Below are 17,691 nucleotides of genomic sequence, written 5' to 3' on the forward strand. Positions count from 1 at the left end.
CAATTTTCCGTTAAACAACAAATAATTTTCTAGGATTTGTAGTCAAAAGATTCTTCATTTCATTCAGAATGACAAATTCATGTTTCAAAAAAGCCTTATTTTCGTTATATTAGCGGCAATGAGGCTTTTTTACATCATTTTCTTTCTTTCCCTTTCCATAAATTTTGCGGCCATCGCATTGCCGGAAAAAAGAAATGATGCAGCATTAAAAAATATCAAAATCAGTTTCATTTCCTGTAAAAAAAACATCAAATCCAATCTTGGATTCAGTCAGGACAACGAGAGTTTACAAAAGGATTTGATCAACAGTCCTTTTATAAAAATTGCTTCCGGGGCCTGTATCCTCCTCTCATTTTTATTGTTCCTTTTTTTAAAGAACAAAACCGTTAATACCAAAGTTGTAATCAAGAGATTAACATATAATTATTGGTGCCTGTTTAAGATGCTCTATCCAAAACATGTTTTTTGGTAAGTAATTTCATTTTATTGGAATTTTTATAAATGCCGGGCACTCGCAATGTCCGGAAATAGATTATTTAACATCATTACCCATTTTTATAGATGCATTTACCTGATTTAATTGCCGATTTAGGCTTGATCCTTGCTGCCGCAGGAATAACCACACTTATATTTAAAAGAATTAAACAGCCCCTTGTTTTGGGCTATATACTTGCCGGGCTACTGGTTGGTTCGCACCTCGATTTTTTTCCGTCTGTTACCGATACCAAAAGCATCAACATCTGGGGCGAAATAGGCGTAATTTTCCTTTTGTTTAGCCTGGGTTTAGAATTCAGTTTCAAAAAACTGGTTAAGGTAGGCGGTTCTGCCTCCATCACCGCCATTGTTAAGGTCCTATTTATCATTTTGGCCGGCTACCTGGTAGGTAAGGCAATGGGCTGGAAAGATATGGATAGCCTGTTTTTAGGTGGAATTTTATCCATTTCATCAACCATGATTACCATAAAGGCTTTCGAAGAATTGGGCTTAAAACATAAAAAATTCGCCGGCCTGGTATTTGGTGTTTTAATTGTAGAAGATCTGGTTGCCATCTTACTCCTGGTACTGTTCTCTACACTAGCGGTAAGTCAGCAATCAGCCGGAACAGAAATGCTTTATTCTATTTTAAAACTGGCTTTCTTTCTGGTATTATGGTTTTTGGGCGGAATATTCGTGGTACCGTCGTTTCTTAAAGCCACCAAAAAGTTAATGAACGACGAAACCATGTTAGTGGTATCGCTGGCTTTATGTTTGGTGATGGTTTTACTGGCCGATAAGGTTGGCTTCTCTCCTGCTTTGGGTGCATTTATTATGGGTTCTATTTTGGCCGAAACCACACAGGCCGAAAGGATCGAGCATTTAACCAAATCGGTAAAAGATTTATTTGCAGCCGTATTTTTTGTTTCGGTGGGCATGCTTATCGATCCATCCATGCTGGTTAAATATGCTGTACCTATTTTAGTAGCAACAGTGGTTATTATTTTCGGAAAAATTCTCTTTACCATTTTAGGTGCTTTACTTTCCGGCCAGCCATTAAAAACCTCGGTACAATCTGGTATGAGTTTGGCCCAGATCGGTGAGTTTTCGTTCATTATAGCCTCTTTGGGCTTAACGTTAAAGGTAACCAGCGATTTCCTCTATCCCATTGCCGTAGCCGCAGCAGCAATTACCACTTTTACCACTCCTTATCTCATTAAATTATCAGAGCCTTTTTATCAATATTTAAACCGTGTTTTACCTAAAAAATGGCTTGATGGGATCGAACGGTACAGTTCGAGTACCGAAGGCATTACCACCTTGAGCGATTGGAGGATTTTATTACGTTCTTACATTTTTAATACCATTATCCATTCGGTAATTATCATTGCCATTATCTTTTTGGCTTATCGTTATGTCCAGCCCTTTATTGTGAGTAATATTGCCAATAGTTTAACTTCCATTATCATCAGTGTAGTGGTATCGTTTATATTAATGTCGCCATTTTTATGGGCATTATCCATCCGGAGGATCCAGCGCACGGCATATTCACATCTTTGGCTGAATAAAAAATATACACGCGGTCCTTTAATTGCGATCGAATTTTTCAGGGTTGCATTGGGAATTTTCTTTGTAGGTTTTTTGATGTACGAGTTTTTCGACACCTGGGTTGCCGCGGTAATTGCACTTGGATTGATTATCCTTGGTATGGTGATCTTCTCCAGAAAACTTCAGTCATTTTACGATAAACTCGAAAGGCGTTTCATGCTGAATTTAAATGCACGCGAAAACCAAAAACCTGATATTTTACCTTGGGATACCCATTTAACCGAATTGAAAGTTTCGCCCGAATCGGAAGTGGTTGGGAAAACACTCACCGAGTTGATGATCAGGGAAAAATATGGCGTAAATATCGCCCTGATTGAGCGTGGAAGAAATAATATACCAACTCCTGGGCGGGACGAAAGGCTCTATCCCAACGATAAATTATTGCTGATAGGTGCCGACGACCAGTTAGCAGCTGTTAAAGCACTTCTGGAAATCGACACACCTGAAATTGCCGAAGAAGATAACTTCCCGAACAAGGAAATGACCTTACAAAAAGTGGTGGTTCATGCCGAATCGCCGGTTTACGGATTAAGCATCAGGAATGCCGGTATCCGCGAAAAAGCGCAGGCTTTGATTGTAGGCATTGAACGTGGTGCCGATAAGATATTAAATCCATCTTCCGACTTTGTTTTCGATACGGGTGATGTGATCTGGATCGTAGGGAATAATAAGAAGGTGAAGGAGGTTTTATAAAGACCGGGGTCGGAAGACCGAAGACGGAGGTTTGAATGCATATTTGATATTTTTTTTCACTTCGGACCTCTGACTTCCGACTTCGGACCAAAAAACCTATATTCGTACATAACCTAACCTATGAAAGTCGACAGAGAAAAGAGTGAATTTCTTGATGACATGATCGAGCAGTGGCAGAGCGATGGCATTATCAACGAAGAAACAGGAAATAAACTCCGTAAAAGTTACGAAGCAAAAAATTTCGACTGGTTGCGCCTGGCGCAGTACGCTTTTTGGGTAGCGTTGGCCTGCGGTTTTATTGCTCTCGGTTCGTTACTGATTGATAATTCGATCTTAAACTATTTAAAACGGGTATACAATACGCCAAATATCGTTATTGCCATTATTTCTGGAGGACTGGCAGGCTGGCTTTACATCCTGGGCTTTAGAAGAAAAAAGAAGCTCGCACATTTAAAATTCAGCAACGAGGCCATTGTTTTTTCGGCGATTTTATTAACGGCGAACGCCGTTGCTTATTTTGGAAAGGCATTTGATAATGGTACAGGCAATTTCTCTATACTCATCCTTGCTTCGGTATTTATTTACGGTGCTTTAGGTTTTATTTTCAATTCGCGGTTAATCTGGATTTTTGCCCTAATCTCTTTAGGTGCATGGTTTGGTACCGAAACAGGCTATTTAAGCAGGTGGAATTATTATTTCCTGGGCATGAATTATCCTTTGCGTTTTGTGATTTTCGGCGCTTCGTTAACCTCGGCATCTTTTATCATGAAAGCTTTCCCCAAAACACAGCACTTTTTCCAGGTTACCTACATTGCGGGCATGGTTTATCTGTTTGTATCGCTATGGGCTTTATCGGTATTTGGCAACTTTGCCAGTTTGGAAGAATGGTATAGGGTTAGACAGTTAAGTTTATTTTACTGGGCCTTGATTTCGGCTACCATCTGCGTTGCAAGCACTTTATTTGGCTTAAAATACCGCGACGATATTGCGAGAGAATTTGGCATTACATTTCTGTTTATCAACCTTTACACCCGCTATTTCGAATATTTCTGGGACAGCTGGCATAAAGCATTATTCTTTTCGGTACTGGCCGCATCTTTCTGGTTGATTGGTAGAAAGGCAGAAAAGATATGGAATGTGGAGTTTTTGAAATAGGCTATCCGTCATTTCGAGCGGAGTGCAGCGTAGTCGAGAACCCGAAGGCTCAGCGAAGCTAAATCTAACTCGAGATAGATCTCTCCATTCCATTGCATTCCAGTCGAGATGACGACCGTTTTATTAAGTTGTCATCCTGAGCAGATTTAGTAATTAATTCAAATGAAAATATATCAACAGGCATTAACACTTAGAGAAAGAAGAAGGGGTTTCCACATCATTACCGATGAGGTTGAAGATGCCCTACCCCAGCTGGATGAGATCAATATTGGTATTTGCCAGGTTTTTATACAGCATACTTCTGCTTCACTCACCATCAACGAAAATGCAGACCCTACTGTACGCATGGATTTTGAAATGTTCTTTAATAAAACTGTTAAGGAAAATGATCCCGATTATGAACATGATTATGAAGGATCGGATGATATGCCTGCCCATTTAAAAGCTGCGCTTTTAGGCAGTTCGGTAACCATTCCGATCAGAAATGGTAGGCTGGTACTTGGTACCTGGCAGGGCATTTACCTTTGTGAGCACCGTAACCGCGGCGGACAAAGGCGATTGATCATCACTGCCTGGGGAGAATAACTATGCTTTTTTCACTTCCTCTTTAATTTCAGGATGATTATCCTGAATAGATTTACCTTCTGTTTCTACCTCTATTTCTTTAGTGGTAACCGCATAATGCGAAGGATAGATTTCCGAACCGAAGGCTACGGCATAAGCCTTGGTAAACTCGGCACCAAAATATAAAATGATAGAAGAATAGTAGGTCCAGAGCAATACCACTACCAGTGAGCCGGTTGCACCATAAGTACCACCAACATTACTTTGCCCGATATAAATGGAAATGGCAAATTTGCCGATCATAAAAAGCACTGCTGTTACAACTGCGCCGGCAATTACATCGCGCCATTTGATAATCGCATCGGGCAATACCTTAAATATCACCCCAAATATTAAAGAGATCACAGCAAGCGTAACGAGTTGGTTCAATACATAAAATACAATAACCGATACCTCAGCAAACCTGACCTGTAAACGATTGCTGAATGCATCCAATACCGATGTTACCGCAAGTGATACCAACAATACAAAACCAAGACTTATAATCACCGAGAACGATAAAAAACGGTTCTGCAGCAATTTTACCCAACCCCGTTTAGGTTTTGGTTTTAAACCCCAGATGGTATTGATAGAATCCTGTATATCGCCGAAAACTGTGGTAGCACCGAGTAACAGTGTAAAAATCCCGATAATCAATGCAATGGTGCTTTTTCCATCCAGGTAGGCATTTTTAATTAGCTGTTGTAGAGAAGTGGCCGATTCTCTGCCTAAAAAGCCTTCCAACTGTGCATAAACCTGTCCTTCGGCAATTTCCCGGCCCAAAAATATCCCGCACAAAGAAATAATTACCACCAGTAAAGGTGCCATCGAAAAAACAGTATAGTAGGCTAGCGAACCGCTTAGCTTGGTTACCTTATGATCGTTAAAACCGGTAAACGATGCCTTTAAAACGCCCCAGATTCCTTTTAAAGTGATTTTGTTCTTTGCTGCCATAATAAACGGATTAGGTGATACCCTTTAAATTAAACCGCCCATTTTTTGAATTGTTTTTTCATTATACAACAATAACCACAAAAAAAGCCCCGGTAAAACCGGAGCTTTCAATATTAGAATATGATTGATGATGCCTTATTTTGTTTTGATCCAGGTAACAAGATCATTCACCAGAACATCCGAAACGCTTGCTGCAGCCTGGTACTGTGCCATGGTTCCTTTTCCTGTTTGCGGACTTAATAAATGGTTTAATTCCGGATAGAATTTAAGGGTAACGTTTTTCTTTTTGTTTAAAGCTTCATCCCATAAATCGAAATCGGTTTTGCCAACCTGAAAGTCGTTTCCGCCCTGTAAAACATAAATTCTTTGTTTTGATAAGGTTTTTGCTACCGCAACCTGATCATAACTGTTTAAATCGGCCCAATATTTTGCAGGCAAACCTAATATTACCGAGTCAGGCTTTATCGTTGTTCCCAGCGAAGAAATCCTACTTTTATCGATTTCTGCCATTGCATTGGCCAACTGTTGCTTAAATACAGCCGATGTATCATTGGCCTGCTCGAACATAAATTTATTCTGATCAACAATAAGATCCGTCAGTTTTCTTGCAGGAGCTGCAGCTAAAATTATCCCTGCTAAATCAGGAGAAAGTGTTGCCATTTTTGGAGCAAGCATGCCACCCAGGCTATGGCCGAATACATAAATATTTTTCGGATCGGCCCCTACTGCAGTTTTTGCAGCAGCAATTGCGGCGGTTTCATCGTCCAAAACCTCTTCTTTTACAGTGTATGGTCCGGCAAATTCGTTCGCATAAATAAGTGTTCTTTTAACATAACGTACAGAACCTATTCCTTTAGAAGCCAATCCGCCTGCCAGATCTTTAAAAGGCTTGTTGGCACCAACGGTTTCATCCATATCGCCAGGTCCTGAACCATGTACAAAAACCACCATTGGGAAATTCTTAACATTTTTGGGTATGGTGATAATGGCTGCCAACTGTTTTCCCGGAGGACCGATATAGGTCGATTTTTCAGTATACAAAGCTGTATCTACATATATTGGCTTTAAATAGGTGGTTATTTTTTTCGAAGGTGCAAGAAAAATTCCCACAATCTTCTGCGTTTTGTTAAAACCTACAATAAAATTCTGGTCGCCATTGGCAAATTTGCCTTCAACGGTTACGGCAAAAAATGCGCCCTCAGCTTTACTCTGAATGGCATCGAAAGATTCGGCTTTCCCAAATTTGGAACCGATATCACTCCAAAGTTTTTTTAGGCTTTCCTGCGGTAATTTGGTTTTTAGGGTATCGTCAAAAAATGCATGTGCATCGGCAAACTTTTCTTCCTGTAATAATTTAAAAAAATCGTTTGCACTGTTAAACAGCTGGATCACATTTTGGGAAAATGCCGAAGTGGTAAATAATAAAGCGATTATGAACAAAAGGCTCTTTTTCATTCGTATAAATTGTTTTTAGGGATCGTGGAGCAGCCATGATTTAAACTGAAAATCAAAACGGTTCCACAGTTGTGTTTGGTTGTTTACAATACCCAAAGTTAACAATATTTGACTCTGAAAAGCCTTTATTAAAACTAATTATTTAGTTTTAACTATTTTTAACATTTGCCCCTAATTTTTTCCATAAAACATATGGAATAAACATAATACATAATGCAACAAGTGGTGGGATTAACAGCGATATGCCATCGCCAATAAATGCCCTGGAGGCAAATGCCCCGATAAAATTGATGGCAAAACCTGCATAGGCCCATTCTTTAATGGTGGTATATTTATTCTGGAGGATTGATATTGCGCCCAACAGTTTGGCAATACCAACAATAATGAGCAGGTACATGGGGTAACCAAGGTGTTTAAGCACTTCTTTACCAGCTTCCTGCTGTGTTACCCCACCAAAGCCGTCCATTATCATCATTAATGCGAAAATAATGGTCGCAATCCAATACCAGGTTTTTAATTTTTTCATGTTTATCTGTTTTTATCGTAATTAATTAACCAATTGTTGCCGAAACGATCTGTTAAATCGCCAAAAAGCGCCCCCCAGAAAGTTTCCTGTAAAGGATGGGATGCCCTCCCTCCCGCTGAGAGTTTATCATAATACGCTTTTGCTTCTTCTTCCGAATTGCAGTTGAGCATCATGGATATGGAGTTGCCTTTAACTAGTCCCCGTTCTTCCACCATATCGGTACCCATAATTACCAGTTCATCTTTAGCTAATACAGCATGCATAATGCTCCGCTTCATATTCACAGGGATTTTATCTGCAGCTACGGATTCTCCAATGGTTTCGAGGGTTAACTCTCCGCCCAGGCAATCTCTATAAAAAGTCATTGCTTCGCGACAGTTGCCATTAAACGTGAGATATGAATTTATACTTGCCATTTGATCCTATTTTTGATGCCCCTCAGCACATCGGTTTCCACTATTATACATTTTGGCATCAGCCTTTTAACATCACAAACATACGTGGGGATTGCAAAAAGCTAAATATGTAGAAACGTCAATTGCAGGGGTTGTTTACGACAAATAGCCTCACTATATTTGAGATATGAAACATGTATCTATCTTAATTCCAGAGACTGCCGTGATTGAGGCCATAGCAGATCCCCGTTATTTATTTACGGCTGTTAATGAATTTTTACAGGCATCGGGCAAGCTACCGCTATTTAAAGTTGAGCTGGTTGGAATGACGAAAGAGGTAAAATTAAACAATAGCCTCTTTTCAGTGCATGCTGATAAATTGCTGCATGAGGTGGAACATACCGACCTTATTTTTGTGCCTGCTATAAGTGGTAACGTTGGTTATGCCATGGAAGCCAATGAAGAGCTGATCCCATGGATTGTAAAACAGCATGCGAAAGGTGCAGAAGTGGCCTCACTTTGTTTGGGCGCCTTTTTATTGGCTGCTACAGGCTTGTTAAATGGGCGGAAATGTTCAACACACTGGTTATTTGCCAATCAGTTTAGGGAAATGTATCCAGATGTGGAATTGGTTGATGGCAGTATCATTACCGATGCACAGGGCTTATATTCGAGCGGTGGAGCAAATTCGTACTGGAACCTGCTTTTATACCTGGTAGAGAAGTATACCGATCGTGATACGGCCATTTTAGCGGCAAAATATTTCGCTATTGATATAGATCGCGAAAGTCAACTTGCTTTTATGATGTTTCAGGGGCAAAAGGGACACGAGGATGCGAAGATTAAAAAAGCACAGGAATTTATAGATGGAAACTATCAGGAAAGGATTACAGTAGATCAACTGGCAGATATGCTGGCTTTGGGTAGAAGAAGTTTTGAGCGCAGATTTAAAAGTGCCACCAAAAATACAGTGATCGAATACATTCAAAGGGTTAAAATTGAAGCGGCAAAACGGAGTTTCGAATCGAGCAGGAAAAATATTACCGAAGTGATGTTCGATGTGGGTTATACGGATACCAAATCATTCAGGGATGTTTTCAAAAAAATAACAGGTTTAACACCGATCGAGTACCGGAATAAATACCATAAAGCAGCACCGATTTTACAGGCTTAGTAAAAAATATTAAGCTCTACACAATATATTCTGTTTACAGCGTTTATGTATGTGAGAGCGTTAATTTAGATGACGGGGATACTGCCTTAATGGTGGAATCCCCGTTCCTTTTTTAGGTATATCTCAATTGTTAATACCAGAGTCGTCACCCTGAATTCATTTCAGGGTCTATCTGCATGAAAGATGCTGAAATAAATTCAGCATGACGATCGTACATGAAAAAGGAACTAAATAATCAATCCCGCATTTTTAGGTACATTTTGTTAAACATATTCTACACTAACAAAAAACATTGTAATAAATTTTAAGCTCAACACAATATATTCCGTTTATAGCGTTTATGTATGTGAGAGCGTTAATTTAGATGACGGGGATACTGCCTAAGGGTGGAATCCCCGTTTCTTTTTTAGCACGGGGCAGCGTGCAAAGTGCATGGCTCAAAGCCTGAAGGCATACGGAGCTCCATGCTCAATACCCTATGCCAGTATGCACAAAAAAGGGACATTGTTAAAAAATGTCCCTTTTTAAGATATATGATGGAGTTAAGAATTTTAGCTTTCTTTTTGGGTAAAGTCAACTGGTTTCTTTCCGAAATACTGATCAAAATTTTGAACTTTTTTGGGTTTAAGGATCACATATAAACCTAATCCGATTAAAACCATAGGTATGCTGATTCCGGATAAATTGAAATCAAAAATACTGATGTCTCTAAGGGTGAATATGCCTCCGATAATGGTTAATGCCAACCAGCTGCTTCCCTGAAAGTTTTTGCGGTAACCCATCCACAAACCTGCACCAAACATAATGGTGTGCCAGCTCAATACCCAATGTGGAACATCTACACCGGTATTTCTAAGCAAGAATACCGAACCGATTACCAGGATTAAAATACCTAAACCTAATTGTTTATCTGCGTGATTTTTTTTGATTAAAGTTTCCATGACTGTTTGTTTTTATGATTCAAATGTAGCACAGAAACCCAGGCTGGGGAATGGCTTTTCCCTTAATTGCGACGTTTTATCGGTGAGCGGAATAAAACCGTCGGTAAAAAACTTGCGGGAGTTTGAGCGAGGTTGAAAATATCGGTGAGTGGGGGTTAGTCTAGTCCTTAGTCTTGAGTCGACTTTAGTTGGGAGTTGAGGGTTTGGAGTTGGGAGGGCCTAGCGATAGTGCCTGGCGACAATTAAACCATTTATCGATAATCAGTTTTCAATTGGCAATTTGCAGTACCAATGAACAAATGGCTAATAAATAAGTGAACCATATAAAAGATTGCTTCACACCTCCCACATGCCCCTGCCCTTCGGTTCGCAATGACGAACGGGGCTAGCAGGCGGTTGGTAGCAATTAACCGATTAACCAATTTATACAGTTAACCTAATACCCAGTTTTCAATTAGCAGTTTGCAGTACAAATGAACAAATGACAAGTGAACCAGTGAACTATCCGCTATTCAAAAACGATAATATCCGTTCCTTCGCTCATAATTACTTTCGAAGTGAGGTTTATAAACAGGCCATGGGCCAATAATCCGTTGATCTGGTTGAGATCGGAAGCCAGTTTTGCAGGGTGATCAATCAGACCAAAGTCGGCATCGATGATCAGATTTCCGTTGTCGGTGATGAAAGGTTTATGCGCTACCGATCTTAACTGGCCTCTCCCACTGAGTTCAGTAACCTGATCGAAAACATACTGGTATGCTAAAGGAATTACTTCGATAGGCACGGTAAAAGCACCAAGTTTTTTTACTTTTTTAGAGGCATCGGTAATGATAATGGCATTTTTACTTAATGAGGCTATAATTTTCTCTCTGAATAATGCACCACCTCCACCTTTGATCAAATCGAGTGTTTCGGTAAATTCATCAGCGCCATCAATACTAACATCAATTGTACTTAAACTACCCAGATCGAGGATCTGGATGCCAAATGATTTTGCTAGCTCTTCAGTACGGATAGAACTTGCGGCAGCAGTAATCTGGAGGCCTTCTTTTACACGCTTACCCAGTTCTTTAATGGCAAATGTAGTAGTAGATCCTGTACCTAGGCCCACAACATCACCATCTTTTACAAATTTTACTGCTGCCAGGGCAGCCGTTAGTTTTTCAGCATCCTGTTGGGTTTTATCTATCGTAGCCATAAAGTAAAAATAGGTTTAAATGGCAAACATCGCAAAATAAGATTGGAAGAAATGATTGGAAATGATTGGTTCGTGGAGACACGAACCAAGGACAGGACAGACAGGACACGAACCTAGGCTATAAAAAAATTACGGTCAATACAATAAATCCTATTTATAGCGTTTATGTATATGAGAGCGTTAATTTAGATGATGGGGATTCTGCATAAGTGGAATCCCCATTTCTTTTTTGCGCATTGTCTTTCCAAGAATTATGTCACCCTGAACCTGTCGAAAGATTTTTTCAATAGATTTCTCTCCGGAACATTTGGGATTACACTCCAGTCGAAATGACGACGCGGATGGTTAAACACGCTAACAAGAAAAAAAATTACGGCCTACACAATAAATCCTATTTATAGCGTTTATGTATATGAGAGCGTTAATTTAGATGATGGGGATTCTGCATAAGTGGAATCCCCATTTCTTTTTCCAAGCGCATTGTCGTTCCAAGAATTATGTCATCCTGAGCCTGTTGAAGGATTTTTTCAATAGATTTCTCCATTCCACTTCGTTGCAGTCGAAATGACGACCAGGCGCTTGATGTACGTGATGATAGAACACTCGACTAAAACCTTCCTACCAAACTTACACCGTAAGTTTTCGGATTACCTAAATGGGCGGCTCCAAAATCGTATGCATAATCGATATAGGTTTTATTGGATAGGTTTCTTCCCCAGAAAAACAGATCATATTTTTTGGCGGAAAAACCAATTTTCGCATTATAAACGCTATAACCTTTTTGCTGAATCTGGTTGCTTAAATCATAAAACTGATTTCCGGTAAACAACCATTCGCCACGGGCAATGGCATTTAATTTTGAATTTTTGTCTACCTCATAACTGTACTGCAAGGCAAGCATCGAAGTGGTTTCTGGCGTGTAAATCTGTTTATTACCTGCCAGTTCAACTAGTGCACCATTCTTAGATATGTTCAGCGACTTATAACTTGCATCGGTATAGCCAAAGTTATAATCAACACTTAAACCTTTAACCGGACGGGCTGAAAGTTCTAATTCAACACCTTTACTCACCAATTTACCGGCATTGCGTGTGGTGGTTAATGCATCGGGCAAAATCAGAACCGGAATCTGCGCATCGGTGATATTTACATAAAAGGCTGCAATATTTGTGATTAAACGCTGATCGAAAAAGGTATTTTTTGTGCCGATTTCGAAATTATTACTGTATTCGGGTTTATAGGTATCGAGCGGTTTTGCTGTTGGATCGGAAGCCAGTTGCGTTATCCCTCCTGCACGGTAACCACGACTATAAATTGCATAAACATTATTGCTGCTGCTTATGGCATAAGCAAAGCTTAATTTGGGTGAAATGGCATTAAAGTCTGCTTTGGCCAAAGTATCTCCCTGCGTAACAATTGGATCCATTGTTGGGATAAGGTATTCGCCGGAAGCCAGTAATCTTTTGTGCTCATAATCGTACCGCAAACCTGCAGTAGCGGTTAACTGTTCGATTATCTGATAAGAAAGCTGCCCGAATGCCGCAAAACCAGCACTTTTCCCCGAATTAATGTTTACAGCGGTAGTGTAAGGATCGGCTCCGAAAACGGTACCATCAGCACCAAAATACGAGCCCTGTTTTACCGGATTTTTTTGATAGAAACCATACAAACCAGCTACCCATTTAAATTTTGAAGTATTGGACGCAGGTGAACTGAATTTAAATTCCTGGGTATAAACCTGCACCTTGTTCCAGTCTTTACCATAGTTATTTACGATAGAAACAATATCGGCAGGAGAAAAATCTCCATCAATTGGTTGTTTGTAATATCTGTAATTGGATTGATAAGCCGTTTGCGAAGTGAAATTGAAATCATTTCCGCTATAATTTGCCGATAAAGAAGCGTTAAACAGGTTATCGACCATTTCTGTTGTTGAGTTTTGGTTTAACTTGAATGGATTGGCCAGGGCTTCATCAACCGAGCCGGTTAAAGGAAAAGTGCCATTGTTCCTGTTTTCGTTATGCTTCACGTTTAGGGTAAGGGCAAATTTTGATGTGGCCAAAAACTTCAGGTAATAATTACCCAAAAAGCCATGCAGTTTATCAAATTTGGTGTTATTAAAGGTATTGGTATAAAAGCCGTTCTGCCTGTTATATAATCCGGCTGCACCAAAAAAGAGTTTATCCTTAATCAAAGCAGTGCGGATGCCGAGGCTATAACGCTGCTGACCATAGTTACCCACATCAATGCCCGCAAAACCCGTAGTTAAATTAGTAGGCTGTTTGGTGATGATGTTAATTACCCCTCCCATCGCGTTGCGGCCGTATAGGGTTCCCTGCGGTCCGCGCAGTACTTCAATTCTTTCGATATCAAATAATGATGAAATATAGGTATCTAAACCGAACTGGTTTACTCCATCGATATAGGTTGCAATAGCCGGATCGTAAGAAGTAGTACCAATTCCCCTTATCGAGGTCACATTTCTGCCATCGCCTGGGTTACTGCTGTATAAATTGGGTACAAGCGTGGCTAAATCTCTTGTATTCTGAATGCGGTAATCGCTGATTTTCGAAGCCGAAAATGCAGTAACCGCAGTTGGGATGTTCTGCACATTTTCTTCGGTTTTTTGTGCTGATACGGTTACCTCATCCAGTTTTGAACTGGTTTCGGCCAATATGATATCAAGATTTTGATTATTGATGATGGTTTTAATAGCCGTAGCATAACCAATGGCACTAAATTTTAACGTTAATTTTCCGTCAGGAACATTTGTGATTTCAAAATCGCCATTGGCCTTGCTCACTGTAGATAAATTTGTGTTTAATACCTGCACGGTTACATTGGCAATGGCCACGTTTTTACCATCTTTAACGGTGCCCGATATTTTATGCTGCTGTGCATCGGCTGCAAAACAGGTTAACAGGAATACGCCTATTAACAATAAAATGTTCTTCATTTTTTTTCTTGTAAAAGTAAAAAAACGGCTAGCATTTCTACTAACCGTTCCTAACAACTATACTAACTAACTTATTTGTTTAATGAATTGATCCAGCCGGCAATTTTTAAAGCTTCAGCTTTGGTTACCTGCGGCATTGGAGGCATTTCTGTTGAGTAACCCGGCCAGTTTTGAGGCTGTGGGTTATGGATCAACTGAAATATTTTTTCTGGTGAATATTTACGTTTCGCAATTTCTGCAAATGGCGGCCCAATCTGTCTTTTGGTTGGGTTGTGGCAAGCCAGGCAGGTATTTTTGGTTAAAAGACCTTCAACTTCTTTATAGGTAGGTGCCTTTGCTGCTGTAGTAGCCGGTTTAGCTTCAGTTGTAGCTGCTCCTTTGGCTTCTGGTGCTTTAGCTCCTTTTGGTGCTGTTGTTTTCTTTGCAGGCGCAGCTGGTACTTCCGCAGAGTTTTTAGTACTTACTTCGCTGGCAGAAAGTTTGTTTCCGTCAGGAATCTGGTTTAAGGTATAATAAGCCACCGGGTGAACCAGCGAGTAAAAACCATCCTGTGAGCGGATACCATCAAGGGTTAAGGTGTGGATATAATACTGGCGCAGGTTTGAAACGATAATCCTTGCTTTTAATCCATCCGCCGAAACTTTCACACCCGAGATTTTTAATTTCTCGGTATTTACCGGAGGTGAACCATAAACCGGATGGTATTTATAAATGAAGCTTTCTGCGTTATACGAAGCCAGGTCTTCTGCCGATTTACGATCAACAGGCATGGTAAACTCTACTTCAAAACCATCAGGCATTGCCCTTACGGCTTTCATTTCGAAAGGTGTTTTGTTGTTGTAAACCAATCTTTCCAAACCTTCGTTGGCATCACCTGCCGATCCCCAACCACGGTTGGTTTCGCCTACAAATAATGATCCATCAGTACCCCATTCTAATCTTAACACACCCGAACGGAAACCTTTACGGAAAAGGAAGGCTGCGCCCTGCTCTTCACCTTTTACGGTTTCCATAAAAATCCTCGAGATGATACTCATACCCTGATCACCAACCAAAATCTGACCGGCGAACGGACCGAATGTATTGGCCGGAATTTTAACAGGCTCTGCAGATGAGATACCCAAAATGCCATAAGGCAACCAAACCGACGGTAAACGCAGTTCAGGGAATACCTTTTTCATTTCGAATAAGGTTTTGAAAGTTTCGTTTACCCTGTTTTCCGGTTTAATGTATCTTCCCTGTTCGTTTTTAATACGGCGTTCGTCCATTTGTGAATAGAAGAAATCGGATTGTAACTTAACAGGAGAATTTGGAAGGTTTGTCCACCTTAAACTTGCAGGGTGTCCCATAAAATCGCCTTTGTTTATTTTCCATAAACCTCCCGATCCTACCCAATCGCCCTGGTTTTCGGTGTAATAAAACTGACCGTCGATACTACCGATACCGGCAGGAGAACGGAAACCCGCAGCATAAGGGCTCATTTTACCATCTTCGGTAATGTTCATCGCCCAACCACGCATTGGTACACGGCTTTCGGCACGCCACCATTCTTCATCACCAAAGGCTACGTTAGCGGTAACCATAAAGGTACCATCGGGCATTAATTTAGGTCCGAAACTGTATTCGTGGTAGTGCCCGCTTAACGGCCATGCGTAAACTGTTTCGTAAACATCAGCTTTGCCATCCTGGTCTTTATCAACCAGTTTGGTTAATTCGCCACGTTGCGCAACATAGATTGCACCATTTTTATAGGCAATACCTAAAATTTCGTGCAATCCGTAAGCAAATCTGCGCCAGTAAGGTTTGGTGCTTGTAGGATTTTCTACAATATATACTTCACCTCTACGGGTAGAAAGGCCTAAATCGCCATTTGGCAGGGTAATTAAACCACCAACTTCCAAAATCGGTCCTTCGGGTACGCGTACTTTATTTATTCTGAAAAAATCTTCTTCTTTCGGGGTTTCTTGTGCAAAAACTGCAGAAAAGCTAAAACTTAATGCCAGTATTGCTAATTTTTTGAATGTATTTCTCATTGTCATCTCAATTAAAACAAAATGGTATAATTTAACTTGGTTCCGATGGCTACAATAAATTGTTTTTTGCCATCAACATCTCTGATTACCGGTTTGGCAGATCCATCGGCCAACTGGATGTAATAAGATTTATCGTCAACCAGGTATAAACCTTTACCCGCTTCTTCGATGTTTGAAGCAGTTGCCAATAAGAAATATAGGTCTTTTGATGGTTTGTCAAGCGTAATTTCGCGACTTAACCCTTGTCCGTTTTCCAATACTTTAACAGCATCGGTAACATGAGTGCCGTTAATGATATATTTAAACTCCGGGCGATCTTGTTTATCCGTTACGTAACCTTTGGTTCTGAAACCTGTTCCGGTTGTATCGGAAATCCATGCAGCCTGATCGTTTGCCAGTTTTGAGATCGCTAATACCGGTTTTCTGGTAAAACGGGTAACACTACCCAACGGGCGTGAAGTTCCGTTACCACGACCATCCCACATTGGGGTAGCATCAACGAAATCGCCATGCCAACCTTGTAATAAGGTTCCATTATCCAAATCATAGCTGTAAGCTGTTTTTTCCGGTCCGCCAACCGAAATGGCATGTACCGAACGTACACCTGGTATAACATCAACAAAACTTCTGATCATGTTGTTACTTGCTGCCTCGATATAAATCGGATCCGCACCTCCCCTTTGTTCTAATCTTGGAATATCAGCTAATTCGGTGATTGAGATATTTTTAAAAGCTACCGAACCGTGGTCGCCCTGTAAACGTAAAGGGCCTTTTGCTTTTTCGGCACCTGCTGCACCTCTGGTTGCACCAAAAAGTTCAACATTTTCGTGGATCAATACCCCGTTTAATTCAACGCCGATGATTTTTGCATTTTGTGTTTTCGTTCCTGAAGCATCAAATTTTGGTGCCTGGAAAATAATTTTAATGTGCTGCCATAAACCAGGTGCTTTACTTGCATTCTGACGCGGAGCAATACCTCCAAAACCTTTTTCGGCTTCTGGTTTGCTATCATCCCAACGCTGGTAAATACCGCCATTGTTTGATGAAGTTGCATTTTTCAATCCCCAGGCATCATCAATCTGGATTTCGTAATTGCCCTGAAGGTAAATACCGGAATTGGTTCCTTTTGCCGTTAAATAATCTAATTCTACAGCTACGTTGCCATATTCGTTAGTGGTGTATAAATCAGAACCGGCTTTTTTTGCGGTTGATTGGTTTACTAATATGCCTTCGCCCTTGGTTGTTCTTAAAACATTTTCGGCATTAAGATCGGCAACCACATTTTGTGCAAGCGACCATGAATTTGAAGGATTTTTGAAGGCAGAAAGATCTTTGAGATCAATACGCTGACCGAATGCCAGCAGGGTTCCGCAAAGCCAAAGTATGGCCGTAAAACCCGTCTTCGAGACGTTGATATTCATATATTTGGTTTGTTAGTTTAATCCTTGTTCAGGGATTAAGGTTTCCTTAAATATTAGGCTGTATCATAATTAGTAATTCGATTTTTCCTTCGACAGGCTCAGGAT

13 protein-coding genes are annotated in these 17,691 nt (G+C 40.4%); 4 read left to right on the plus strand and 9 right to left on the minus strand.

Annotated features, from left to right (window positions below; all coding sequences use genetic code 11):
- Positions 1-561: 561 nt before the first annotated feature.
- From B2V92_RS09345 to B2V92_RS09355, 3 genes are all read left to right on the plus strand, one after another.
- The gene (locus tag B2V92_RS09345; protein WP_293307195.1) at positions 562-2,775 is read left to right on the plus strand and encodes a cation:proton antiporter; all 2,214 of its coding nucleotides are present in this window, start codon (positions 562-564) and stop codon (positions 2,773-2,775) included.
- Positions 2,776-2,895: 120 nt separating this feature from the next.
- Positions 2,896-3,930 carry a DUF2157 domain-containing protein gene (locus B2V92_RS09350; RefSeq protein WP_293307197.1) on the plus strand — a complete coding sequence of 345 codons (1,035 nt, stop codon included), beginning with the start codon at positions 2,896-2,898 and terminating at the stop codon, positions 3,928-3,930.
- 162 nt (positions 3,931-4,092) lie between these two features.
- The gene (locus B2V92_RS09355; protein WP_293307199.1) at positions 4,093-4,515 is read left to right on the plus strand and encodes a secondary thiamine-phosphate synthase enzyme YjbQ; all 423 of its coding nucleotides are present in this window, start codon (positions 4,093-4,095) and stop codon (positions 4,513-4,515) included.
- On the opposite strand, the gene B2V92_RS09360 is transcribed toward B2V92_RS09355, so the two are convergent.
- From B2V92_RS09360 to B2V92_RS09375, 4 genes are all read right to left on the minus strand, one after another.
- Complete coding sequence (locus tag B2V92_RS09360; RefSeq protein ID WP_293307201.1) at positions 4,516-5,487, minus strand: YihY/virulence factor BrkB family protein; 972 nt, start codon at positions 5,485-5,487, stop codon at positions 4,516-4,518. It abuts the gene before it with no gap.
- Between the two features lie 135 nt (positions 5,488-5,622).
- The gene (locus B2V92_RS09365; RefSeq protein WP_293307202.1) at positions 5,623-6,942 is read right to left on the minus strand and encodes an alpha/beta hydrolase; all 1,320 of its coding nucleotides are present in this window, start codon (positions 6,940-6,942) and stop codon (positions 5,623-5,625) included.
- Positions 6,943-7,090: 148 nt separating this feature from the next.
- Entirely contained in the window at positions 7,091-7,468 is a 378-nt protein-coding gene (locus B2V92_RS09370; RefSeq protein ID WP_293307203.1) for a DoxX family protein, read from the minus strand.
- 2 nt (positions 7,469-7,470) lie between these two features.
- Positions 7,471-7,884 (minus strand): VOC family protein, encoded by a 414-nt coding sequence (locus B2V92_RS09375; protein ID WP_293307204.1) that lies wholly within the window; start codon positions 7,882-7,884, stop codon positions 7,471-7,473.
- 166 nt (positions 7,885-8,050) lie between these two features.
- Between B2V92_RS09375 and B2V92_RS09380 the strand changes: the two genes are divergently transcribed.
- Complete coding sequence (locus B2V92_RS09380) at positions 8,051-9,037, plus strand: GlxA family transcriptional regulator (protein ID WP_293307205.1); 987 nt, start codon at positions 8,051-8,053, stop codon at positions 9,035-9,037.
- Between the two features lie 551 nt (positions 9,038-9,588).
- Here B2V92_RS09380 and B2V92_RS09385 read toward each other — a convergent pair.
- The 5 genes from B2V92_RS09385 to B2V92_RS09405 form a co-directional block, all read right to left on the minus strand.
- Entirely contained in the window at positions 9,589-9,978 is a 390-nt protein-coding gene (locus B2V92_RS09385) for a LiaF transmembrane domain-containing protein (protein ID WP_293307206.1), read from the minus strand.
- A 508-nt stretch (positions 9,979-10,486) separates the two neighbouring features.
- A complete protein-coding gene (gene rpiA / locus B2V92_RS09390; RefSeq protein WP_293307207.1) occupies positions 10,487-11,176 on the minus strand; it encodes a ribose-5-phosphate isomerase RpiA in 690 nt (229 codons plus the stop codon).
- A 607-nt stretch (positions 11,177-11,783) separates the two neighbouring features.
- Positions 11,784-14,132, minus strand: a complete 2,349-nt coding sequence (locus tag B2V92_RS09395) for a TonB-dependent receptor (RefSeq protein WP_293307208.1) — start codon at positions 14,130-14,132, stop codon at positions 11,784-11,786.
- Between the two features lie 71 nt (positions 14,133-14,203).
- On the minus strand, positions 14,204-16,165 hold the full coding sequence (locus tag B2V92_RS09400; RefSeq protein WP_293307209.1) for a hypothetical protein: 1,962 nt from the start codon (positions 16,163-16,165) through the stop codon (positions 14,204-14,206).
- Positions 16,166-16,176: 11 nt separating this feature from the next.
- Entirely contained in the window at positions 16,177-17,586 is a 1,410-nt protein-coding gene (locus tag B2V92_RS09405; protein ID WP_293307210.1) for a 3-keto-disaccharide hydrolase, read from the minus strand.
- Between the last annotated feature and the right edge of the window lie 105 nt (positions 17,587-17,691).

The sequence above is a fragment of the Pedobacter sp. UBA5917 genome (genome assembly GCF_002432345.1).
In the GTDB taxonomy this organism is placed as follows: Bacteria; Bacteroidota; Bacteroidia; order Sphingobacteriales; family Sphingobacteriaceae; genus Pedobacter.